The sequence below is a fragment of the Methanosarcina barkeri 3 genome, from assembly GCF_000970305.1.
Classification (GTDB): Archaea; Halobacteriota; Methanosarcinia; order Methanosarcinales; family Methanosarcinaceae; genus Methanosarcina; species Methanosarcina barkeri_A.
The window spans coordinates 1,299,604-1,322,836 of the sequence record NZ_CP009517.1 but is presented as its reverse complement, the minus strand read 5'-3'; the positions used below and the strand labels follow the sequence as shown (position 1 = coordinate 1,322,836).

Genomic DNA, 23,233 nt, shown 5'->3' with positions numbered 1-23,233 from the left:
CTCGCTATTGACGCTCTAAAGTTCAGAATACTTCAAGTCTATTTACCGGCGAGGGAATCTGAGGAATACAAGCACAAGTGCCGAAATCGCAGTTACTAAACTAAAAGCTGGTGAAGATGCTGGTGCAGATGAGTTTTCTGAGGCTGGCTTTCCTGAAGTGGATTGGTTTTCTGATTTCGACTGCTCAAAAGTAGGAGTTTCACCTTCGTAATGTTCGTTGGAGATTGTGCAGTAGGCAATAGTGAATTCTCCTTTTACGGCAGGTTCATCTTCTCCTGGAAGGTTAATCTGGTACCAAAAGTTTAACGGAATAGAGCCTCCAGCCCATTCATCCGTAGGTATAATCGTCCATTCAAAAGTATGTTTACCAGGATCTAAAGACTTAATGTATTTTGTTTTTTCAAACTCTGATGGACCATCCACAACTTCAAAAAATTTTCCACCTAAACTGCAAACTTGTACAAACATAGTACTGGTTTGATTTAACGTCATCTCTACTTTTACTTTGAAAGGTTCTCCAATTTTGAGTGTAGGTTTTGCAACTTCTTTTCCAGGCAGTATCTGATCATTATAATAAACATCAATTGAGCCATAGGGAGAAGATGCAGAAACAATGTCAACAAGTGACAGTAAAAGCAACCCTAAAATTAGAATCCCAGTTTTCATTTGCTTTTCCCTAATCTTGATAACAGATATTCGCACTCTATCGGTTCTTGAGTGTTTTTTCCGGTTTGTCGCTAACACTTTTATTCCCCTTTCAGTTCACAAGTCCACATATTCACCTTAAATAATCCAGTACGGTGACAATACTGGTAATCTCATTTACAACTCTGATTTTAATGTAGTGTCCACTCTATTCAGAATAGTTTCAAGTTCATTTACTGTCTAGATAATCTGAGGAATACAAGCGCAAGTGCCGAAATCGCAGTTACTAAACTGAAAGCTGGCGAAGATGCTGGTGAAGATGAATCTTCTGCGGTTTGCTGCTTCTTGGTGGGTTTATTTTCGGATGAAAGCTGCTCAGAATTAGGAGTTTCACCTTGATAATGTTCATTGGAGATTGTGCAGTAGGCAACTGTAAAACCACTGTTTACCAAAATATCTCCTGTTTTAAAATCGTTTATTTGATAAACAATGTCAATTGGTATAGAGCCTCCAGCCCACTTTTCAGTAGGTTTAACTGTCCATTGATAAAGAATACTGGAGTTTTCTTCTACCACATCAGCTCGATATATATTCGTTTTTGAAGTTGAACCATTTATAATTTCAAAATAACCTTCTCCGATTTCACTTAACTCTACAGACACTTCTGACTTTTGAGAAACGGTAAGGTTTATGCCAACAGTAAAAGGTTCTCCAATTTTTAGAACTGGCTTTGCAATTTCAGTACTTGGAAGAAGTTTATTATTGTAATATACATCCATTTTGCCATATGGACTCTCTGCAGCTACATTTCCTGTTAATAAAACTATACAAAATACTCCAATTAGAATAAGTTTTGCTCTCATGTTTCTGCACCTAATTCTCTTATAAGTCGTTATAACTGACTGATTCTTCTAAGTAGCTGCCAGTTTCATTCCCAACACTTTTGATACAGATCTAGCGATTGTTACAGTATACTCATTAATTTGAAATATTATTGCAATGTTTTTTTCTAAGTCGTAATGCTTCATGTTCATTTACTGTCTAGATAATCTGAGGAATACAAGCACAAGTGCCGAAATCGCAGTTATTAAACTGAAAGCTGGTGCAGATGCCGGTGAAGATGAATTTTTTGAAGATGGTTGCTCCTGGATGGATTTATTTTCGGATGCAAGCTGCTCAGAAGTAGGAGTTTCTCCTTCGTAATGTTCGTTAGAGATTGTGCAGTAGGCAATAGTAAATTCGCTGTTTACTACGGGTTCAGGATTGCCTTTTTCTACTATTGAATAGTGAAAATTGATCGGAAGTGATCCACCAGCCCATTTATCTGTTGGTACAACTGTCCATTCAAAGACATGAGATTCATTTGCTTTCAAAATGGTACTTGAATACTTATCCATTTTTGAAGGTCCATCTATAACCTCAAAATAGCCCTCTCCTAATCCGGTAAGTTGACCAGACACTTTGTATTCTTGATAGACAGTCATGTTTACTTTGAGCTTAAAAGGCTCTCCAATCTTTAGGAAAGGTTTTGCTATTTCCTTGCCAGGAAGAAGTTTATCATTGTAATATACATCTATTTTACCATATTGACTCTCTGCAGCCACGCCACCTGTTAATAAAAATATACAAAATATCCCACTAATAATCAGTTTTATTTTCATACTTTTGCACCCAACTCTGAGATAAGTTCATCATACCCTGATGACTTTTCAGTAAAACCACCTGTTTTGTCCCCAACTCCACGTGGACCAGAACCGACTATGGAACTTGCATACCCATTAAACTTGAAGACAATATTTCTGTTATCCCCTAGTTTTATATTATAGCCAAACTCGTCTGTTTTTATAGGATTATAAATTTCTGCATATTTTCTTACGTACCTCTGCCCCTTATGTCCGAAATAGGGCTTAGGAATCGCTTCATTATCGTTATCAATGATAGTAAATTCTTCATATTTTCCCATAATTTCATAAGTCCACACATTAACCGTAAAAATCCAGTGCGGAGGCATTATCGGCAGCCCACATGGAACAGCTGCCATCGTTCGATCCAGTTTTTTTGAAATTTTGTCTCCGATTTCACCGGAGTACCTGTCAGAAGTTTCATTTGCCAGATTCTTCAGCTCATTATCGATTCTCCCGAAACCGGCATCAATAGCTTTACCTTTGTTTACCGTAACTGAACAGATCCCATTTGCAACTCCGATTTTTATGTCGGTATCCACTCTGTTCAGAATAGCTTCAAGTTCATCAGGTTCAACAGGTGGATTTGAATTTCGAATTTCAGTTTTCATTATAGAAGCAAGTTCAAATGCCAGTTCATCCGTTGTGGATTTCTTGAGAATTTCATTGTCAGAAAACCCGTTAAGATAATTTGTCGTAACTTCCCTGGTTCGACTTTCATCTATGCAGTCGGAAACAACAGGGTTTGAACTAACTTCTTGAACTACATTTTCAAGAATCTGAGATCTCATTTCCTGCGCATACATGTGTTTCAGGTTGTAAACTTCCGTGTCAAGACGAGTTGCGTTCAGGGAAATATTCTGCTCGCTGAGGTTCTGTTCAAGCAGGAAGACTTCCGTATCCAGGTTGGAAATGCTCTGGCTGATCTGCTGTGCCATGTCGGTTTTTACGTACTCGTTGCTCGAGGCAATAATATCTCCGATTTCTTCGGAAATGCCGGTTGTGAAAATGCAGGTATTCCGGACACCCAGGGGGTAAATCGTTTTTCCGCTCATGGTGTCCGACCATTCGTATTCCGTTCTCAGGTCAAAATCAGGATCATGGTAGAGGTAGTTCGGTTTCTGATCAATGATCAGGGTCAGGTTTTCTGTCCAGTTGTATTTGCTTTCCGGCTGGCCGGTTACATTCATTGTGGAAATTATACCCATGTCCTCTCCCAGAACCGAAGCAGCTCTATTGATTGCAGGATTATTAAAAAGGGTCATCGGGCCTGAGGTCACGTTGTCAAGAAGACCGGTATCAAGGCCTTTTCTCTCAAGAGCTCTGAGGATGTAGGAGTTAAGGTCAGAATCCAGTTTACTGTTTTTCCGGTCGATATCTTCAAGCAGTTTGCTGTACGCTTCATTTTTTGCAATGTAACGGGCCGAATCACTTGAAGCGTACATTGTTCCTGATGGCGTGAGGTACTGTTCTTTATTTACGTAAGTATCACGAGCTTTTTCCAGTTCCAGAATGAGTTTTTCCGCAGTTTCTACCTGCAGGGTTGTCGGGTTCTGACCAGGGGAATCAATAAAAGAATAATTAAAAGACGGATTGTCATTTTCTACCGAATCCAGCATTGCCAGTACTTCTTCTGCCATAATCCGGTGCAGCCAGGGTGGAATATCGCAATTAACAGCATGTTCAGGTAGATATTTTCCGTCAGGATAGGCCCAGAAAGTGCTTTCGATTGTCCTTAAATCCACATACACATCCCTGTACTTGTCGGCAGCGTCGGAGCAGCATGAGTCAAACCTTTCTATTTTAGTTGTATTGTTGTCTATGCTGTTGTCTATGCTGTTGTCTATAGCGTCGTTGCTTGTGTTACTCAAATAGAGAGTTGTTTCTTGGTATTCTCGTTCGATAGGGTCAGAATAGGTCAATAGACCGGAATAGCCGCCTGCCGGAGGGCATTTATGGTAGATTATTGTCAATTTTTCGGCTTCGGTTTCGGTATGAGAAAACGATTCGGTATTGATTTTGGTCACAGTTGGGGAATCCGAACCGCTTGACGTATCAGAATGCGTCACAGTCGTATAATTTCCGTCAGGTAACTGCTCCCTGGTTTTCCATCTATAGGTATAATCGTACGTGTAGTCTATTTTCCAATTTGTCCTTATTTTGTAGGATATATCGTACCTTATTCTCCAGTCAAAAATGTGATCTTCCCGATTCAGATAACCTTCGCTTCGATTTTCGACCGTCAGGGTATCGTTACTTATGTAGGAAAAATGAGGTTCAACGTTCACATCGGTTATATCAACCGAGATCAGGCTGACAGACGCAGATGTGACAGACCAGCTGGTTACATCCCCTTCAGGAGGGTCAATTGAAGGGCTTAATGATTCGAAGTAAGAACTTCGGGTTAGAGATCTCCAGGAGTAGGACGGTACAAGAGATCCCCTGTGCGTTCCTGACGTATGATAAGTCGAGTCCCAGCTGACGGTTTGCTCGCTGAAAGAAACTGATTCCTGGTCAAAATCCTCAGTGACCAGAGAGGTCATCGGGTCTGGAGAATCAAAGCCGTCTCTCAGGATTTGTCCCTGGACTGATGCTGCATAAACGCTGTCCGTAATTGAATGGATAAGGTCAGGATTTTCCTCTGTCCATACATGGTCGTTGAAAATCCAGCCATCAAGAACCCCGTCTGTATAATCTGAGGCTGAAAGTTCGATTTTCGAGCCTTCTGAGAGGTCTTCAAAAGAAGTGTTTGTCGCTTTAAGGGATTCATCTATGCTTTTCTCAACATCCAGAGAGAAGGATTTATTCTGGGCAAGTGAATCGTAAGTTGTTGTGAGATTTATGCCTTTATCCGTTTCGTAAGCTGAAACTGAGGTGTTAAGACTGGTAGAATTATTAGGACTGGTAGAATTAAGACTGGAATTGAAGCTTAAACCTGTTTTCTCGCTTCTGGAAGTGAAAATGTCTTCGTAGAGGACTTTTCCGTTATAGTAGCTTGTGTAGGTCAGGGCAAGAGGATCAACCGAATCGAAAATTCTTTTCTGAGTATAAAGTGTAGCTCCGTTAACCGAGCTTGAAAGAGCAGGGTTGGTCAGGATATTAAGAGGGCCGTTAGCATAATGCTGCCATGGACCGTAGATAAAGGTCCTCAGGTTCGTTGCTCCTAGTACAAGGTTCGATGTCGAGTCAAGGCTCGAAGTATTTCCAAGCTCGGTTTCGTACTCCCTGACAAGTTCTTCGAGAAGCGGTTCCCTTGAGGTGATCAGTGTCGAAAGCTTCATACTGCTATTGAAACTTTCTCCTGTTTCAAGATTAACAAGAGTATAATTCAGGACAGGAATTTCAAAAACATAATAAACAGTGTAATTCTTGTAAGCAGGTGAGATCTCTCTTTGCAGAGTTCCGGTTACTTTTCTTATTTCTATCTGTTCGGGTTTTATATCAGGCTCCACATTAATTGCGTATTCCCTGAAAGTGTGGCTGTTTCCCTGGTAGTTTGTAGAAAGCAGCGTGTTAAATGCGTTTGCTGTTATATCTTTTACCGGGCTTGCCTCAATTACGAACCAGTCAGAGGCTTTGAGTTCATCTCCGTAATAAAGTTCAATTGAAGCATATCCCGAGGCTGCGGAATCCGGAATTTTCACGTCTTCCTCAAGTGAAACTTTCTGAAAAAAACCGGTTGCCTGTCCGTAGTTTATATTCTTGATTTCATGGCCTGAAGAGTCATTGACAATCAGCAAAATGTCCCTGTTTTTCCAGAAAGCTTCGATCTTACCCCAGATATCGGAAGGCAGGTTTATGGAAACTTGAAGCGTTTCCTCTCTTTCGAGGTTCTGATTTTTTGGGATTATCATAAAATTGTCTTCAGAAGATCTACTAACGGCATTGCCTTCAGGCAGGATTACTGGATGTTCCCCTTGCCATTCAAGAGCTTCCATTCCTGCATAATTGAGGCAGCGAGCAAGATCTAACGAGGCAAGGTTGATGGCATTCTGACTGGGATTACTTTTCTTGGTCGTATAAATGGTTTCAGCGACTTTACTATCTATTTTCAAAAAGTGGACCGAAGTATAAGTTGCAGCAAGCAAAATGAAAATTCCTATCACGGCATAGGGTATATAGGCACAGTTATCTTCAATGAAAGACGAGAAATCATCAGAAAACTTCCGGACCATGAATTCTATCACCAAAACAGGAATGTAAAAGTAAATTAACTGGCAAACAAACTACCTTAAAAAAGTAATAAAGTTCTTACTCAATAAATACTTTACTTCTAAACGGAAAGCACATTATTATCAAGAATAAAAAATTGAATGTAGATAAAAATGAAAACGCGTGCAAAAGTAAATTAAAAATATCGAAAAGATAAGAAGTAAGTCCAGAGTGAAGAACCGGTAGTAAAAGAATCCACATAAGGTTGTACGCAGGAAACTAGAACTGCAAGAAAACATTATTATTTTTGTTATTGTTATTATTGTTATTATTGTTATTATTACTGTTATTATTATTATTATTGTTATTATTATTATTGTTATTATTACTGTTGTTATTATTGTTATTATTATTATTTTGTTCTTAGCTTGTTTTGTATTTCTAATGGTTTACTTTTTCTTTTACCTTTCCTCTTATTTTTGTTTCTACACTTCTACAACAGGCAACTTAATGTAGTATTTAACTCAAAACAAGTGTTTGGAGAACTTTTCTGGAACTAGAGCCGATATGTATATATTTTAAGGACATATCTTTGTCTGCTGGAATAAAAATTAAAGAGATTTAACCAGTAATTTGAAAGATTTAAACAAAAATTTCCAAAGATCCATGTAGAAAATGTCAATGTAGAAAAAGTATCTATGTGGAAAAACGTCAATGTAGAAAAAACGTCTATGTGGAAAATCTAAGAAAGATTTAAATAAGATACTTTAAAATGAATTGTGTAGAAAAATTTTAAAAGAGTTAAATGAAAAAATAAGAAAAGCTAGCTTAGAAAACAAGATTTTAAGTAAAAACGCTGATCTCAATGACAAACAAAGGAAGTATGCGAGAAAAAACCCTTAAAATAGAAAGGCTTGCAGGCTACATTCTGCCAGTAGCTATATTTTCCCTGGCTTTGTGGACCCTGGAGAGGCAGATACGGCATTTGCACTCTATGTATGTCCTCAAAAGCATTACCAGCATTCCGCTGAGCCATATAGAGCTTGCATTCTTCTTAACTGTTTTAAGTTATCTTGCTTTAACAGGTTACGATTACCTGGCAGTTCGTCATATTAATCATCCTCTGCCTTATAAGCAGACTGCCAGGACCTCTTTTATCAGCACATCCATAAGTTATAGTGTTGGTTTTAACGTCCTGACAGGAAGTTCCCTGAGATACAGGTTGTACTCAAGAAAAGGGTTGAATCTACATCAGATCTGGGAAATTATAATTTTCTGCATACTCACTTTCTGGGTCGGATTTTGCTTTGTCGGAGGCTTGCTCTTCACATTCTATCCCGTTAAACTGTCAGATTACGTGCCCGAGATACCTGTACCGTTAAACATTATTGGAATTCTGTTACTGCTTAGTGTTGCTGTTTATTTCTTTTTCTCATTCCGAAAATTTAACTTCAGGGTAAAAGGGTACCAGATCAGGGTTCCTGAACCGAAAATAGCGTTTTTGCAGCTTGGCTTATCATCAGTAGATTACCTGCTTTCTGGAAGCATTATCTATTTCCTTTTGCCTTCAAATCCTCATCTTACTCTGCTTCATGTCCTTGTGTTCTTTGCACTTTCGCAGATTTTAGGGCTGATAAGTACTGTTCCGGGCGGACTCGGGGTTTTTGAGGCCCTGATGTTGTTTATGCTCGAACCGTATTTCGGCACGGTGGATATAATCAGGCCGCTTCTCCTTTTCAGGACAATTTACTATTTCGTACCTTTTCTATTCGGGCTGCTGGCCCTTATATTCTATGAGTACCAGGAAAGAGACGAATTCCTGAGAAAAATTGAGAAAGCTACATATTCAAGCCTGTCCGAGCTAGTGCCTCAGGTCTTTTCGATTCTTGTTTTCCTTGGAGGAGTTTCCCTCCTCTTTACCGGAGCTCTTCCTTCAGATCCAAGGTATCTGCATGACCTCAATTACATTATTCCTCTTCCCTTAATCGAGGCTTCCAGGCTCTTTGGAAGCATTATGGGGGTATTACTCCTGCTCCTGGCAAACGGCCTATGGAAAAGAATTGACGGAGCCTATATTCTTTCTCTTGCCGTACTTTTGATGGGAGGAATTTTTGCCCTCCTTAAGGATTTTGATTACCATGAAGCTGCGGTCCTCTTTATCCTGTTTTTCTTTTTGCTTCCCTGCAGGAAATATTTTTACAGAAAGTCCTCACTTATGCATCAGTCTTTTAGCAGGAGTAATGTAACTGCAATAACCCTTGTATTCGTAAGCTTCGTATGGCTTGGATTCTTTTCATATCGGAACGTTGAATATTCAAACGAGCTCTGGTGGCAGTTCGGGATAAATTCCCAGGCTTCCAGCTTTTTAAGGGCTACAGTCGGAGCTTTCATGCTGCTTCTTGTTTTTGGGATAGCAAAAATGATGAGCCCCTTTTCCAAAGATATTCACATACCAGAGGTAGAGGAGATAGAGCTTGCAAAAAGAATTATTAACCAGAGTGAGGAGACAGTTGGAAATTTGGTGTTTACAGGAGACAAATATCTGCTTTTTGATGATAAAAAGCAAGCTTTCCTGATGTACGGAGTTTCCGGAAAGACCTGGGTTGCAATGGGAGATATCGTCGGAACCAGCAGTCAGGCAAAAGAGCTGATCTGGGACTTTTATGAAATGAGCAAACTGCACCAGGGAAGGGCTGCTTTCTATGAAGTGAGCGAAAAATATATTCCTGTTTATCTTGACCTTGGCCTGACCCTTATAAAAATAGGGGAAGAGGCAAAGGTTTCCCTTGAGGCTTTTACCCTGGAAGGAAGTGCAAGTAAGGATTTCCGCTACACCATAAGGAATGTGGAGAAAAAAGGATACTGGTTTGAAATTGTCTCTGGAGAAGCGGTGCTTAGTCTTATGCCTGAACTTAGAAGGATCTCGGATGCCTGGCTCGAGTTGAAAGCAGGAAAAGAAAAGCGGTTCTCAATTGGCTTTTTTGACGAGAAATACCTTAGTAATTTCCCGATTGCCCTTGTTAGGAACGGGTCCGAGATCGTTGCTTTTGCAAACATCTGGACAGGTGCGGATAATAAAGAAATCAGTGTTGACCTGATGCGCCATAGTCCTGATGCCCCTGATAGGACAATGGAATACCTTTTTGTCAAACTTATGCTCTGGGGAAAAGAAAAGGGATACAATCGCTTTTCTCTCGGAATGGCACCTCTTTCAGGGCTTGAAACGCGGCAATTCGCTCCTATGTGGAATAAAATCGGGTCTTTAATCTTTACCCATGGGGAACACTTTTATAATTATAAGGGACTACGGGATTTTAAGGAAAAGTTCAACCCTGTCTGGAGCCCGAAATATATCGTTCTTCCAAAAGGATTTAAACAGGGTCTGGTACTGAAGGATATAGCAGCCCTGGTCTCTGGAGGAGTAAAAGGGATTTTTTCGAAAGAAAATAGAAGGGCAACAAATCATATAGAATATAAGGTTCCGGAAAAGCCATCCAAAGAGCTTACATAAGTTTCTCCTTAGTTGGAGATCTCTTTTTAACTTTTTCCCCTGTGAGTGTTTCTCCTTACTTAGTGTTTCTCCTTACTTAGTGTTTCTCCTTACTTAGTGTTTCTCCTCAGTTAGTGTTTCTCCTTATATCGTGCCAGTTGAGTATTTCCTCTTTAATTATTCTCTCTAAAGCTTTCTTCTTTTTTAACTCCTATACCGCTTGAACACTCTTAGATCATTTTCTCAAATTTGTCCAGCATTAAAAACATAAATTCCTTTGTGGCAGCCAGATATTTTCTCTGCCCGAGCATTTCCTCTTTTTTCTGGACAAACGGCCCATTTACCATCCCATCCCCAAACCGCTTTATCAAATTCAGAATTCTTTCTTCATTCACCTCAGGGTGAAATTGAAGCGCTACAACCTTCTCGTTGTAGATAAACCCCTGGTTCTTACACCCCTCACTTTCAAAAAGCTTAACAGCTTCCGCAGGAAGGTCAAAAGTTCTGGAGTGCCAGTGAAAAACTGTAATCTCATCCGGCAGCCCTTCAAGAAATTCCTGCTTATTCTCACTTCGGAACGCCTTTACAGGAAACCAGCCCATTTCCAGATACGGGTTTTCATATACGCGGACCCCAAGGATATCAGCAAGCAATTGTGCACCAAGGCAGATTCCCAGTACCGGTTTTCCTGCTTCAATCGCCTGTTTGATAAATATTTTTTCATTTTTCAGCCAGGGATTTTCTTTGTAGTCGTAGATTCCCATGGGCCCACCCATGATTATAAGAAGATCAAAGGAATGAAGTTCCGGAGGGTTCGTTGTTTCGTAAAAACGGGTTGATTCAAGCCTGTGGCTTTTAGTTTTTGCGTATTCTTCAATGGTACCGAGAGTGTTTATTGAAGAGTGCTGGAGAACATGGATTTTCATAAGAGATCAGTTATGGTTTCTTAGAGGATGTCTTAAAATTAAACTTAATCACATAATTGGGGAAGGGTTTGTGCAATTGAACGGAAAACTGTAGCATTTAATTAAGATATTCTTCGGCAGTCATGATAGTTGCAAACATGCCATCCAATGCTGCCATGAATGATGCATGAACAGTTTGTGCAGGTAAAATTTCTTCTCCGAATTTAAGATTGCGGGTAGCACAGGCATCAGCTATCAAGGTACATTTAAATCCGAGTTCTTTTGCAGCCCTGACAGTTGTATCTATACACATATGGCTCATTGCTCCGCAGATTATAAGGTCAGTTACTTCCGATTCTTTAAGAACTAATAGGAGTTCGGTCTGTAAAAAACTGTTAGGGAAATGTTTCTCAATGACAGTTTCGTCTGAAAGAGGACTCACGCTCGAATGAATATCCGTTCCTCGAGTTCCGGGTACAAAGAATGTGGCGTCTGATTTTGTAGACATATGCTTGATAAAGAAAACGGGTTTACTGGCAGTTCGGAATGCTTTGAGGAGTTTTGCTGCTTTTTTTGCTGCTTCTTCCATGCTGACAAGTTCCATTTTGCCGCCAGGAAAATAGTCGTTTTGGATATCAATAAGAAGAAGGGCTTCTTTCATAGAGCTAGTGAGTTTACAATATTAATATTCCTTACGGTTTTTTCAGGCTAGGGGCGTGTCTTAAAGTTCAAGTCAATTCTACAATTGGTAACTGGAAACGCTTAATTTAAAATTGGAAACGCTTAGTTTAAAACAAGACAATAAATTTTTCTGAAAACCGAGTACATATGACCTTATGTTGTTTAAATTTTTGTTTTGACCGAAGAATGGCAGCTCCAGCCAAAAGTGCACATGACAGAATTATAGCTTAACTTTCTGCAGTTTGTGGAAAGTTTCATTCTCCTTAAGTAATAAACCCGTAGAGTACTTGACTGAAATAAACTTATTTATATTTCATAGTGCAGTTATAAAGCTGATCAGGAATGAAATTTGACACTATAATACGCAGTTTTTTGATAGCCATTTTAGTTTCATTTATAGCGTTAATTATAGAAGGAGCTTATTATGGACTACATTTTGGGAATACTTATGCTCTCACTGCTGGTTTTGTCAATAACTATTCAGATTTAACCAGCCCCGTAAACATAATATTCCTTGCTATAATATTCGTCTTAACATTTATTATAGCCTTAAGTAAGATATCTAAAAAAGAAAGGACGTAAAAATAATACAAAGTGAGGGTTTAAAAAGATTGTAAAAAACAGGAAAATTCAACTATGGATGTAGCGGATTAAATCTGATAAAAAGGCTCATCAGTTTTGCAGTACCAAATCTAAACTATATTTTCCCAGTTTCCGAAAAGCTATCAAGAAGTTTGGAAACATAAAATTGTTGCATTTTTAATTTCGTTTTTGCAGGGTATCTGAAGATATCATTTTTATTCAACCTAAAGTAGCAGGTTACAACCTCGTATTTGCACTGGACTGGAATGATAAATTTAAGATCTCAATATCGGTTATTATAATAATTATATAAAAATACGGATAAAACTCCCTGCGCCAGGATTAAAGAACCGAAAAGACAAAGCATCCAGAATTCTGCACCCATGAAACCCAGTATAAGTACGATAACAGTATTTAGATATAGCATATACTCATTTGTTTTGGACCCGGCTTTTTCCCTGATGAGAGTATTTCTTTCGTCTTTTATTTCAATTTCAAGTTGTTTATCCACCTTTATGGAGTTTTTAGTTGCGAAAAGCTTTAAAATATTGTCAACCGAATGTCCGAATATCAGTAACGCTATTGCAAGTGGAATAATAATCCGAATATCCCTGCCATATAATTTTATAGCAAATAAACATCCTGTAATAATTCCTGCACTTATCCCAACTAATATATAATTTTTAACTTGACTATTAATTTTTATCATTTTTTTCCTCCTCATAAATGAAGATTTCTTCGATTGTAGTGTTGAAATATCTGGCAAGTTTAAAGGCTAAAATGATAGACGGATTATATCGTCCGTTTTCCAGGGAACCTATTGTTTGCCTGGAAACTTCCAGTGCTTCAGCAAGTTCTTCCTGCTTGATTCCTTTTTGTTTTCGTAATATTTCCAGCCTATTTTTCAAACTGGGATCTCCCTTTATGGAAAGTAAGCTTTCCATTTATGGAAAGTAAGCTTTCCATGTACTTAATGGTATCGCTCTCAAACATGTAATGCGCGTTTTCCACAATCCCGTAAAAATAGAAAAATGTCAAATTTCAACGGTCGTCTAACCAACAGCAAATTTTGATTATTCATAAAAAATTAATTTAAAATTTAAGAACTTTATACTCTGCCTTCAAAGTTACTCAATAAAACTAATTTGCAAAGTACAACTTACAAAAACCAACTTGAAAAACACAACTTGCAAAATTAATTTAAAAATAACTTACAGAGCCTAAAAGAGAGTTTTTTTCAAACTGAATGTGGTGTGCTGGACAAAAAAATTTGGATTTTGAATCCTCAGATTCTTCAAATTAACCGAACCTTCCTGAATTAACCGAACTTTCCAATAAGCGCACTTATGCTTTCACTCGTAACCATACCTATAACCCGGTTTTCAGAATCGATTACAGGGAGGGCAGAAATCGAGTAATCTTCCATTATTGAGGACGCAGTCTCTATTTTATCACCTGAGAATACGTATTTCACGTCGCGGGTAATTATTTCATCCAGTTCAGTGATTTTACAGGCAACCGCTTTTGTAATGTCCCAGGAAGTGACTATGCCTTCAAGCTTTCCGTCTTCGGATACTACAGGAAGATGGTTTACTTTCTTCTTTACCATAAGGGTTGAAGCGTTTTCTATCGTTTCGTGTCTGGAAACCGAATAGAAGTTCTGGTACATAATGTCGCTTACAAGAATCTGTGAAAGAAAGCCCCTTATAAGGTAGTTGAGCTGTCCTTCTTCGAGCAAAAAAGCATCATGCCCGTACTGGGACCTGATTTCCTCGTACTTTGCATCAACTCCGTTTGCAGTGAGCGCAGATACGATTTCCTGGGATTGATATGGAGGATAGAGCCAGTCTGAAGTTATGGAAATCACAAGATATTTTGCAGTAACCCCGGAAAAACCCTCTATAAGAGACCCGTTCTCCGAAAGGTCAAAGAAATCCACGGCTTTTGTAATATAAAGATAAGAATTGGCATCAAAACGTTTTGTAAAAGTATCTCCCTGGTGATTCAGATAACTTTCAACCTGAAAATTCGAAAAATTGTCAGGGAAAATTTCTGAATAGGTTTCTGAAGAGACTTCTGAATAGGTTTCGGATAAAGCTTCTGATGAGATTCTTGAAGAAGTTTCTGAAGGGGCTTCCAGATGTATCTTTGATAGATCAGGGTCTGCTTTCTCCTGCTGAGCCCTTCCGAACTTCTTTTGCATAGAAGCATCGCTTAAGTACGTAATATGTCCTATCATGCGGGCAAGCGCCAGTCCCTGTGCAGGGATTTTCTTTCCGTAATAATTCCCTCCATTCCATTTTGGGTCATCGGTTATCGCTTTTCTTCCGATTGCTCCGAATGCGATTTGCTGAGGGGTCGTGGATGCAGTTGTTGCGATCGCAATTGCTTTTTTCACCATTTCAGGGTAACTAACCGTCCACTGAAGTACCTGCATTCCGCCCATTGAGCCGCCTGCAACTGCAAAAAGTTGTTTTACACCCAGATGCTCGACAAGCTTTTTCTGGGCATTTACCATATCTGCGATAGTAAGTATAGGAAAAGAAATACCGTAGGGCTTTCCTGTTTCGGGGCTGATGGAAGAAGGGCCTGTAGAACCTTTACATCCCCCTATTATATTTGAACAGATGATGCAATATTTCTCCGTATCAAATGCTTTGTTAGGGCCGATTACGATGTTCCACCAACCTGGTTTTTTGTCACCTGCATGAAATCCGGCAGCATGGGCATCACCTGTAAGGGCATGGCAGATCAGGATAACATTACTCTTATCCTGGTTCATCTTCCCATACATCTCATACTCTATCCTGACATGAGATAGCGTCTTTCCACTCTCGAGCTTGAAAATTCCAGGAATTTCATAGTTCATTGAACTGACTATCCCAAGATTCTGGCCTTTTTTTCCCGAAAAAAGGTTTTTAAAATGAGGAACCTGGGTCGGGATCTCCATACTCATACCTCGGAAAGTGCCTGCTCAATATCGAAAATCAGGTCCTTTGCATCTTCAATTCCTATGGAAAGCCTGATAAAATCCTCAGTTACTCCACAGGCTGCCTGCTCTTCCTTTGATAGCTGCTCATGGGTAGTTGAAGCCGGATGGATTACAAGGCTTTTTGCATCCCCGATATTTGCAAGGTGGGAAAAGATCTCAAGCCCCTCGATAAACGTTTTGCATTCCTTCACTCCGCCTTTGATTCCAAAACCTATTAGTGCACCGTTTCCTGATTTAAGATATTTCTTTGCAAGTTCATGACTGCCGTGGGATTCAAGCCCTGGATACGAAACCCAGGAAACTTTCGGATGTTTTTCCAGAAATTTTGCAATTTCAAGGGCGTTGTCACAATGTTTCTTCATTCTGAGTGGCAGAGTTTCAAGCCCAAGGGTAAACAGAAACGAGTTAAAAGGAGAAATGCAGGCTCCTGTATCTCTTATGAACTGTACTCTTGCTTTTGCAATAAAAGCAGCCTTTCCAAAGGCTTCCTTATACTTCAGACCATGGTATCCGGGATCAGGCTCGCAGATTTCAGGAAATTTTTCAGAGTTCCAGTCAAAGTTTCCTGAGTCAACAATTATCCCTCCGATGGAAGTACCATGACCGCCAATGAATTTGGTTGCCGAATATACAACAATATCAACTCCGTGTTCAATTGGCCTTAAGATCAAAGGAGAAACCGTATTGTCCACAACAAGGGGAATTCCTGCAGCATGGGCAATCCCTGCGAGTTTTTCAAAATCAGGAACGTCAAGTCCGGGATTTCCTATCGATTCCACATAAAGTGCTTTTGTTTTTTCGGAGATTGTATTTTTGAATTCTTCAGGCTTACCTACGTCTACGAATTTTACAGTCCTTCCCAGTTTGGGAAAAGTATAGTTAAAAAGCTCATAGGTTCCTCCGTAAAGCTTATCCCCTGAAATTATCTCGTCTCCTGGTTTTGTAAAAGTGAGCAGAGCGGTTGTAATTGCAGCCATTCCTGAAGCTACTGCAAGGGCGCCTATGCCTCCTTCAAGGGCAGCCATCCTTTTTTCAAAAACATCTGTTGTGGGGTTCATAAGACGAGTATAAATATTGCCTTCTTTCCTGAGCCCGAAGAGGTTGGCAGCTTCCTCAGCATCTTTAAATACATACGCTGCAGTTTGATAAATCGGAACTGATCTTGCCCCTGTAGTCGGATCAGGCTTTGCACCTGCATGCACTGCAAGGGTAGAAACTCCAAGGCTTTCTGACTTCTTTTTTTCCCGACTTTTTGTTTTCTGACTTTCCCGGTTTTCCTTGTCTTCTTTTTCGTTCAGATTTCTGTTTTCATCCGTCATTTTATCTCATCTCCAGCCCAAATTTCTTTGCTACCCCTACATACTATTTCTCAGCATCTTTTAAGTTCGTCTTTATTCGGCTTTAACCAACTTTATTTAGCTTTAACCAACTTTATTTGGCTTTAACAAACTTTTATTTGGCTTTAACAAACTTTTATTTGGCTTTAACCAACTTTTATTTGGTTTTAACAAACTTTATTCGACTTTAACCAACTTTTTAATTTAGTTCAAGCTTTTGGAAAAGTCAGGAGTGAGAATCGAACTCACATAATTCCGGGTTGCAGCCGGAAGCATCACCACTCTGCCATCCTGACGATTTTTCTCTTTTTGCATGTGTTCACAATCTACTTGCACTTGTTCACAATTGTGACAATTTCTTCACAATTGTGAACATAATATAAATAACTACCTGTTAAGCGATAAATGTTAATACCGACAATTACCTATAATAATAAATCAAAGTATAAATAATTATCTCTAATAATATATCCCGCACAGATTTGCAAGTCTCGGAAAATTTTTTGTGGAAGGTTATTTTCGTGAAAAATTAAGAAAAAGAGTCTGAAGCCCCTGTTTTTCCCTTTGCCATTTACATTTCAGGACCTGCTAATCTCAAGCATCCTGTCCAGGGCTTTTCTGGCTTTGACCCTTATATTATCCGGAACATGAATTTCATATTCCATATTCTGCAAGCTGTTCAGAATAGCCTCAAGAGTTATTTTCTTCATATTGTAGCAAAAAGTCTTCTCTGAGGCAGGATAGAACTTCTTATCCGGGTACTTCTTTTTCAGGCTTCTAACAATCTCCATTTCGGTCCCGATTATGAATTCCGTGGAACCTGAACCTTCCACTTCTTTTACTATTCCTGAGGTACTGAGAATCCGGTCTGCAAACTTCAGGACTTCAGGCCTGCATTCCGGATGTGCAAGAAATTCAGCATCAGGATGAAGCTTTTTTAATTCCTGCATATTTTCATCACGAATGTTATCATGAACATGGCAGAACCCGTTCCAGAGATGTATCTTTTTATCAGTATGAAGAGATACAAAAGTTCCCAGGTTTTTGTCCGGAATAAATATAATTTCCCTATCTTCAATTGAATTTACCACATTCATCGCGTTTGCTGACGTACAGCAGATATCGGATTCGGCCTTTACGGCTGCCGAACTGTTTACATAGCATACGACTGAGGCTTCAGGATGCTCTTCTTTTGCAGCACGCAGAGAGTCCGCAGTGATCATATCAGCCATAGGGCAGCCTGCATCAGGTACGGGTAAAAGGACTGTCTTTTGAGGAGAAATTATTGCTGCCGATTCTGCCATGAAGTGAACGCCTGCAAAAACTATAACATCGGCTTTTGAATTAACTGCAGCTTTGCAAAGGGAGAGCGAATCTCCGACAAAGTCCGCAACTTCCTGAACTTCGCTACGAGTGTAAAAGTGGGAAAGGATAACTGCGTTCCTTTCGACTTTAAGTTTTTTTATCTCTTCTATAATTGACTCGTTTTCCATAACAATCTCTTTTGACAGGTAATTGAGTAGTCTCTTTTTGACAGGTAATTCAATAATCTCTTTTTGACAGGTAGTTCAATAATCTCTTTTTGACAGGTAATTCAATAATTTCTTTTTCATAAATTCTTTAATAGACTATTTTTAAACCCGTTTAGTCCGAACAGAATTGAATTACTCCTACTCTGTCCACGGCTCAAGCCCTTTTTTCTTTAGATAATCATTAATTGCCTCATGTATTGCCTCTTCTGCAAGCATTGAACAGTGCATTTTTATCGGAGGAAGTCCGTCAAGAGCTTCTGCAACAGCTTTATTTGAAAGTTTCCAGGCCTCTTCCAGTGTTTTTCCCTTAATCATTTCAGTTGCCATACTGCTCGATGCGATTGCAGCTCCGCATCCAAAGGTCTGGAACTTCACATCCACAATCCTATCATCCTCAACCTTGAGGTAGATTTTCATTATATCTCCGCACTTCGCGTTTCCAACCTCTCCTATGCTATCACTGTTCTCAATACTTCCCATGTTTCTCGGGTTTGAAAAATGATCCATTACTTTAAGGCTGTAGTCCATGAACGGTCCTCCAATACTATTTTTCAATTATGTTCTATCAGTTTTCGGTTACTCAAAAACATTCAATAGTAATAAAACTTTTAAAACGACTTCAGTTAATCCAATATCGTAAACAGTTGCCCCTCAAATAGTCCTGTAATCTTTAGGGGTAAGTGGGGACATATTTCTCAATTTCTGTACGATCTCAGGCACAGCCTCAAGTACTCTGTCCACATCTTGTTCTGAATTCATCCTTCCGAGGCTAAGCCTTAGTGACCCGTGAACGATTTCGTGTGGGACTCCGCAAGCCGTAAGCACATGTGAAGGTTCAAGAGAAGAAGAGTTACATGCACTCCCAGTAGATGCAAAAACTCCTTTTGCGTTCAATAGCAGCAGAAGCGATTCGCCTTCTATGTATTCAAAAGTGATATTCACATTATTTGCAAGCCTCTGTGTGGGATGCCCATTGAGGTGAGTTTTTGGGATTTTCAGAAGGCCTTTAATAAGGCGCTCTCTCAGTTCAAGCAGGGTTTTATTTGATTCTTCAATTTCGGCTGTTGCGAGCTCTATAGCTTTTCCAAGGCCCACAATGGCAGGGACGTTCTCGGTTCCGGCCCTGCGCTTTCTTTCCTGAGCTCCGCCGTGCAGAAGAATATCTATTTTTGTCCCTTTTCGAATGTAGAGAGCTCCGCAGCCTTTTGGACCTTCGAACTTATGACCTGAAAGTGACAGAAGGTCAATATCCATTTTATTGACATCAATAGGGACATGGCCTATTGCCTGCACTGCATCCGTATGGAAATAGATCCGGTTCTCTTTAGCGATTTTTCCTATTTCCTCTACAGGCTGGATTGTCCCTATTTCATTGTTTGCAAGCATTATGGAAATAAGGATGGTATCGGCTCGAACTGCCTTCTTCACTTCATCAGGGGATACCATTCCGTATTTGTCTACAGGAAGGTATGTTACCTCAAAGCCCTGCCCTTCAAGCCAGGCACAGGTATGCAGGACTGCATGGTGTTCGATAGAAGAGGTGATTATGTGTTTTCCTTTATTCCGGTTTGCAAAAGCTATCCCCTTAATTGCCCAGTTATCGGATTCAGTACCTCCTGATGTGAAATAGATCTCGTTTTCTTCAGCTCCGAGAGCATCCGCAACCTTTTTTCTCGCTTTGTCTATTGCATGTTTTGAGATTTTTCCGATCTCATAAATCGAAGAAGGGTTTCCGAAATTTTCAGTCATGTACGGAAGCATCTCTTCGACAACTTCTTTTCTTACAGGAGTTGTAGCCGAGTTGTCCATGTAAACGGTCTTTTTTTCAGTGGTCACACTCACACCTTCACAATCGTGAATAAACAATAACAATTGTGAATATATAAGTTTTATCGTAAGACACCAGGAAAAAAATCACAGATATACAGAAAGAGTCCAGAAATCTTTCCAGGAGCTTTTTTGAATCTTTTCAGAAACACTTTGAATCTTTTCAGAAACACTTTGAATCTTTTCAGAAACACTTTGAATCTTTTCGGAAACTTTTTTAATTGCTAAAAATCGAGCCATTTTTCTCAAAGTTTCATTTCCAAGAAAGCTGTCCAGGGATCTCATTATTGTTTTTTCCAATGATAATAATTTATATGTATACCAGACATATTTGCTTTCAATTGTAAAATTTCAAAAATTGTAATATCTCAAAAAGTGATGGTAATTATGGAAACTCCGTGTCAGAAGATTGTGTGGGATCTGGTCCCCGCAATAAGGGCCAGTCTTGCAATCGAACTCGTAAAAAAAGGACAGTCACAGGCAGCATCTGCAAAGTTGCTGGAGATTGCTCCATCGGCAGTTTCCCAGTATATTTCGGGAAAAAGAGGATACAGAATCGAGTTTCAGGGCGAAACTAAAGAACTGATCGAAAAGCTTGCTCAGGACCTGATTGAGAACAGAGTTGATGACTTTGTAGCAAGAATCTGTGAGATCTGTGTAAGTGCCAGAGGAATTGAAAATAAGTGCAACAACGGTTGTAGTCAGGAAGAACATGCAGAGGATGAAACAGAAGATAAAACTTGAAGGTAAAGTTGATAATAAAGAAGAATCTGAAGCATAAAGCCGGACTTTGTCAGTTCGTTTACTGCTTTTAGAGCTTTTTTATTGTTTTTCGGTTCTTTTACTGTTTTTCAGTCTTTCTATTGCTTTTCAGTCCTTTTATTGCTTCTCAGTCCTTTTACTGTTTTTCAGTCTTTCTATTGCTTTTCAGTCCTTTTATTGCTTCTTAGTCCTTTTATTGCTTCTTAGTCCTTTTACTGTTTTTCCATTAATGCTTTTCCGCTTCTTCACTTTTTTACATCCTGTTGTCGGATTTTTTTCATTCTTATGTACGTTTTCAGTAAAGAAATTTCTCGATAACTATATTAAACATAAGATTAATTCACAATTGTGAATTTCCTGTGAATTATCTGTATGTTTCCGCATCTCGCTGTATATTACAGTCGCGTTTGCCGTTTAAAATACCAGCCGGCTAAATGAAAAGTCATCCGATCAACTATAATCAGGCCTGAAAAGGTTTGAGTGCAAAACACGCACAATTGACAGCTTGTAATATAGCTCTGAGTTAATATAATCTAATTAATATAATCTGGTTAATATAATCTAATTAATATAATCCAATTAAATTAAAGTATGTGGAACCTGAAAAAAGCAAGTTGCAGGAGACGGTAAAAGTATGGGACAAATATATTCCGATATAACCTGGACAATTGGTAATACACCTCTTGTCAGGTTAAACCATATAACAGAAGGTCTGCATGCTGATGTGTTAGCTAAAGTGGAGTCCTTTAACCCTATGGGGAGTGTGAAGGACAGAATAGGGCTGGCAATGGTTGAAAAAGCCGAACTTGAAGGGAAAATCAAAAAAGGTACTACTGTTATTGAAGCCACTAGCGGCAACACAGGTATTGCACTTGCAGGCGTTTGTGCTGCCCGTGGCTACAAGCTCATACTGGTTATGCCTGAAACAATGACGGTAGAAAGAAGAAAACTTTTAAAAGCGCTTGGAGCGGAACTTGTCCTGACCTCTGGAACGGAAGGAATGAAAGGAGCAGTCAATAAAGCCGAGCAGATGGCTGCTGACGACCCTGAACTTTATTTCATAACCCAGCAATTCCAGAATCCTGCAAACCCTGAAATTCACAGACGGACAACGGCCGAAGAAATCTGGAGAGACACGGACGGCAAAGCAGATGTCATTGTAGCAGGCGTGGGGACAGGCGGAACCATCACAGGCATTGCCAGTGTCATCAAAAAACGAAAACCTGCGTTTAAGGCGATCGCAGTCGAACCTGCCGAATCTCCTGTGCTCAGTGGTGGAAGCTCGGGCCCACACAGGATTCAAGGTATCGGTGCAGGTTTCGTTCCTGATGTACTCCGGCTTGACCTTGTAGATGAAGTGATCAAAGTAACCGGAGACAACGCTGCTGCCACATCCAGGCGCCTGGCAAAGGAAGAAGGCATCCTTGCAGGCATATCTTCAGGTGCTGCTACCTATGCTGCTCTGCAGGTTGCAGCCAGGGAAGAGATGAGCGGAAGGACAATTGTTGTAATTTTGCCGGACACGGGAGAACGTTATCTGAGCACTGACCTCTTTGACTGATTTGTCAGCAACTGTGTGGCTGTTTACCAGTAATTGTGACTGATTTATCAAAAATAGCTGACCATTATATTTTACAATTAATACCGGAAGATTTCGAATGGGAATCAGGGAAGATATCAGGACAGTTTTTAAAAAAGATCCTGCAGCAAGGTCTACGCTTGAGGTAATTTGCTGCTATCCGGGCCTGCATGCTATCTGGGTACATCGGATATCTCATTCGCTCTGGGAGAGACACTTTTATTTTCTGGCCCGTCTCCTCTCTCACGTTTCCAGGATGTTGACAGGTATTGAAATCCATCCGGGGGCAAAGCTCGGAAGGAGAGTTTTCATAGACCACGGGTCCGGAGTTGTGATCGGAGAAACTGCCGAGGTAGGCGATGACGTTCTGATATACATGGGAGTTGTCCTGGGGGGGACAGCTCTGGAAAGGGTAAAGCGTCATCCTACTATTGAAAGTGATGTTGTTATCGGTTCAGGAGCAGCCGTACTTGGACCGATTACTGTCGGAAGAGGAGCTAAAATCGGTGCCGGCTCGGTTGTCATCCGGCCGGTTCCAGCCGGAGCTACGGTTGTTGGAGTCCCTGCAAGGGTTGCAGAGCCACATACCCCGGATTCTGTAGGGCAACTTGACCACGATAAGCTTCCTGATCCCGGACTTATTGTGATAAGCCAGATACTTGACCGGCTGAGCAGGCTAGAAGATCAGTTTAAGGCACATGAAGAGGCAGTTTCCGGACATGAGGAAATTCCACAAGGAACAGCTCTTAAGGATGAGAAAATTTATTCCCTGCTAAAAGACGTGATCGACCCAAGTGTAGGGATGGATATTGTCGAACTGGGTCTGGTCAAGGAAATAATAGTCGACGGCCCAAATGTAGAAGTAAATCTTGTATTAACAACAACCGCCTGCCCTATGATCGAGTACTTTAAGGAACAGATCCGGCGAAAAGTCCTGAGTGCGGAAGGGGTAGAAAAGGTTAATGTCAATATCCTTGATGAGCCCTGGAGCTGGGACCGAAACAAAAAAAAGGTTGGTCATTAAAAGCAAATATCATTAATCTGAAGGGGACACTCCAGTAGTTCTT

Annotated in this window: 18 protein-coding genes; 4 read left to right on the top strand and 14 right to left on the bottom strand. The window is 40.0% G+C overall.

All coding sequences use genetic code 11. The features are described from left to right. Positions 1-42 precede the first annotated feature (42 nt). The 4 genes from MSBR3_RS05325 to MSBR3_RS05310 form a co-directional block, all read right to left on the bottom strand. On the bottom strand, positions 43-666 hold the full coding sequence (locus MSBR3_RS05325) for a sarcinarray family MAST domain-containing protein (protein WP_048106940.1): 624 nt from the start codon (positions 664-666) through the stop codon (positions 43-45). Between the two features lie 212 nt (positions 667-878). Then, the gene (locus tag MSBR3_RS05320) at positions 879-1,508 is read right to left on the bottom strand and encodes a sarcinarray family MAST domain-containing protein (protein WP_048106938.1); all 630 of its coding nucleotides are present in this window, start codon (positions 1,506-1,508) and stop codon (positions 879-881) included. A 171-nt stretch (positions 1,509-1,679) separates the two neighbouring features. Then, complete coding sequence (locus tag MSBR3_RS05315; RefSeq protein WP_048106937.1) at positions 1,680-2,306, bottom strand: sarcinarray family MAST domain-containing protein; 627 nt, start codon at positions 2,304-2,306, stop codon at positions 1,680-1,682. Further along, positions 2,303-6,502 (bottom strand): DUF7286 family protein, encoded by a 4,200-nt coding sequence (locus MSBR3_RS05310; protein ID WP_048106936.1) that lies wholly within the window; start codon positions 6,500-6,502, stop codon positions 2,303-2,305. The genes MSBR3_RS05315 and MSBR3_RS05310 overlap by 4 nt, the downstream gene beginning before the upstream one ends. 842 nt (positions 6,503-7,344) lie before the next feature. On the opposite strand from MSBR3_RS05310, the gene mprF reads away from it, so the two are divergent. Beyond that, complete coding sequence (mprF, locus tag MSBR3_RS05305) at positions 7,345-9,990, top strand: bifunctional lysylphosphatidylglycerol flippase/synthetase MprF (protein ID WP_048106933.1); 2,646 nt, start codon at positions 7,345-7,347, stop codon at positions 9,988-9,990. Between the two features lie 209 nt (positions 9,991-10,199). On the opposite strand, the gene MSBR3_RS05300 is transcribed toward mprF, so the two are convergent. The 10 genes from MSBR3_RS05300 to MSBR3_RS05250 all read right to left on the bottom strand — a co-directional run bounded on the left by MSBR3_RS05300 (position 10,200) and on the right by MSBR3_RS05250 (position 20,125). Beyond that, complete coding sequence (locus tag MSBR3_RS05300; protein ID WP_048106932.1) at positions 10,200-10,895, bottom strand: type 1 glutamine amidotransferase; 696 nt, start codon at positions 10,893-10,895, stop codon at positions 10,200-10,202. A 97-nt stretch (positions 10,896-10,992) separates the two neighbouring features. Beyond that, positions 10,993-11,535: a cysteine hydrolase family protein gene (locus tag MSBR3_RS05295; protein ID WP_048106931.1), complete on the bottom strand. Its 543-nt coding sequence runs from the start codon at positions 11,533-11,535 to the stop codon at positions 10,993-10,995. Between the two features lie 885 nt (positions 11,536-12,420). Beyond that, a complete protein-coding gene (locus MSBR3_RS05285; RefSeq protein ID WP_048106927.1) occupies positions 12,421-12,846 on the bottom strand; it encodes a hypothetical protein in 426 nt (141 codons plus the stop codon). Next, positions 12,833-13,045, bottom strand: coding sequence for a helix-turn-helix transcriptional regulator (locus MSBR3_RS05280; RefSeq protein WP_048106925.1), 213 nt, complete (start codon positions 13,043-13,045; stop codon positions 12,833-12,835). Before MSBR3_RS05280 ends, MSBR3_RS05285 begins: the two co-directional genes overlap by 14 nt. A 410-nt stretch (positions 13,046-13,455) precedes the next feature. Continuing rightward, on the bottom strand, positions 13,456-15,087 hold the full coding sequence (gene metX, locus MSBR3_RS05275) for a homoserine O-acetyltransferase MetX (protein WP_048106924.1): 1,632 nt from the start codon (positions 15,085-15,087) through the stop codon (positions 13,456-13,458). Between the two features lie 2 nt (positions 15,088-15,089). Then, positions 15,090-16,448, bottom strand: coding sequence for an O-acetylhomoserine aminocarboxypropyltransferase/cysteine synthase family protein (locus MSBR3_RS05270; RefSeq protein WP_230627838.1), 1,359 nt, complete (start codon positions 16,446-16,448; stop codon positions 15,090-15,092). Between the two features lie 596 nt (positions 16,449-17,044). Beyond that, entirely contained in the window at positions 17,045-18,013 is a 969-nt protein-coding gene (gene nadA / locus MSBR3_RS05265; RefSeq protein WP_268989142.1) for a quinolinate synthase NadA, read from the bottom strand. Between the two features lie 123 nt (positions 18,014-18,136). Then, entirely contained in the window at positions 18,137-18,526 is a 390-nt protein-coding gene (gene nifU, locus MSBR3_RS05260) for a Fe-S cluster assembly scaffold protein NifU (RefSeq protein ID WP_048106921.1), read from the bottom strand. 123 nt (positions 18,527-18,649) lie between these two features. Then, a complete protein-coding gene (nifS, locus tag MSBR3_RS05255) occupies positions 18,650-19,807 on the bottom strand; it encodes a cysteine desulfurase NifS (RefSeq protein WP_048110080.1) in 1,158 nt (385 codons plus the stop codon). A gap of 105 nt (positions 19,808-19,912) precedes the next feature. Beyond that, complete coding sequence (locus MSBR3_RS05250; RefSeq protein WP_048106920.1) at positions 19,913-20,125, bottom strand: hypothetical protein; 213 nt, start codon at positions 20,123-20,125, stop codon at positions 19,913-19,915. A gap of 87 nt (positions 20,126-20,212) precedes the next feature. On the opposite strand from MSBR3_RS05250, the gene MSBR3_RS05245 reads away from it, so the two are divergent. The 3 genes from MSBR3_RS05245 to cysE all read left to right on the top strand — a co-directional run bounded on the left by MSBR3_RS05245 (position 20,213) and on the right by cysE (position 23,190). Next, positions 20,213-20,569, top strand: a complete 357-nt coding sequence (locus MSBR3_RS05245; protein ID WP_048106918.1) for a transcriptional regulator — start codon at positions 20,213-20,215, stop codon at positions 20,567-20,569. A 652-nt stretch (positions 20,570-21,221) separates the two neighbouring features. Further along, complete coding sequence (gene cysK, locus MSBR3_RS05240) at positions 21,222-22,148, top strand: cysteine synthase A (protein WP_048106917.1); 927 nt, start codon at positions 21,222-21,224, stop codon at positions 22,146-22,148. A gap of 97 nt (positions 22,149-22,245) precedes the next feature. Beyond that, a complete protein-coding gene (cysE, locus tag MSBR3_RS05235; RefSeq protein ID WP_048106916.1) occupies positions 22,246-23,190 on the top strand; it encodes a serine O-acetyltransferase in 945 nt (314 codons plus the stop codon). Positions 23,191-23,233 lie beyond the last annotated feature (43 nt).